Below are 382 nucleotides of genomic sequence, written 5' to 3' on the forward strand. Positions count from 1 at the left end.
GTGAAGGAGCTTGCCTGGCAGATGGGCCGGCCGGTGAAATATGGCGGCGAGTTCCGCGGCTTCAACGAGCGCTCCAATTACGTCGCTTCGATCGCCCATGATGCGCTGGCGCCGATCAGCGTCGAGAAGAGTGCCGCCTTCGAACGCTATATCGCCCGCGAGCCGCATGGCGTGGTCTTCGTCATCGCGCCCTGGAACTATCCCTATATGACGGCGATCAACACCGTGGCGCCGGCGCTGATGGCCGGCAATGCAGTGGTCATCAAGCATGCCAGCCAGACGCTTCTGGTCGGCGAGCGGCTGGTGCGGGCCTTCAACGAGGCGGGCGTGCCGGACGATGTATTCATGAACATCTTCCTCGACCATGACACGACCTCGAAGC

1 protein-coding gene is annotated in these 382 nt (G+C 62.6%); it reads left to right on the forward strand.

From position 1 onward, the window contains the following. Positions 1 to 382, forward strand: a 382-nt coding sequence (locus AC1D0P_RS31635) for an aldehyde dehydrogenase family protein (protein ID WP_477680340.1), incomplete at both ends; no start/stop codon positions are given.

The sequence above is a fragment of the Polaromonas sp. P1_G2 genome (assembly GCF_056405515.1).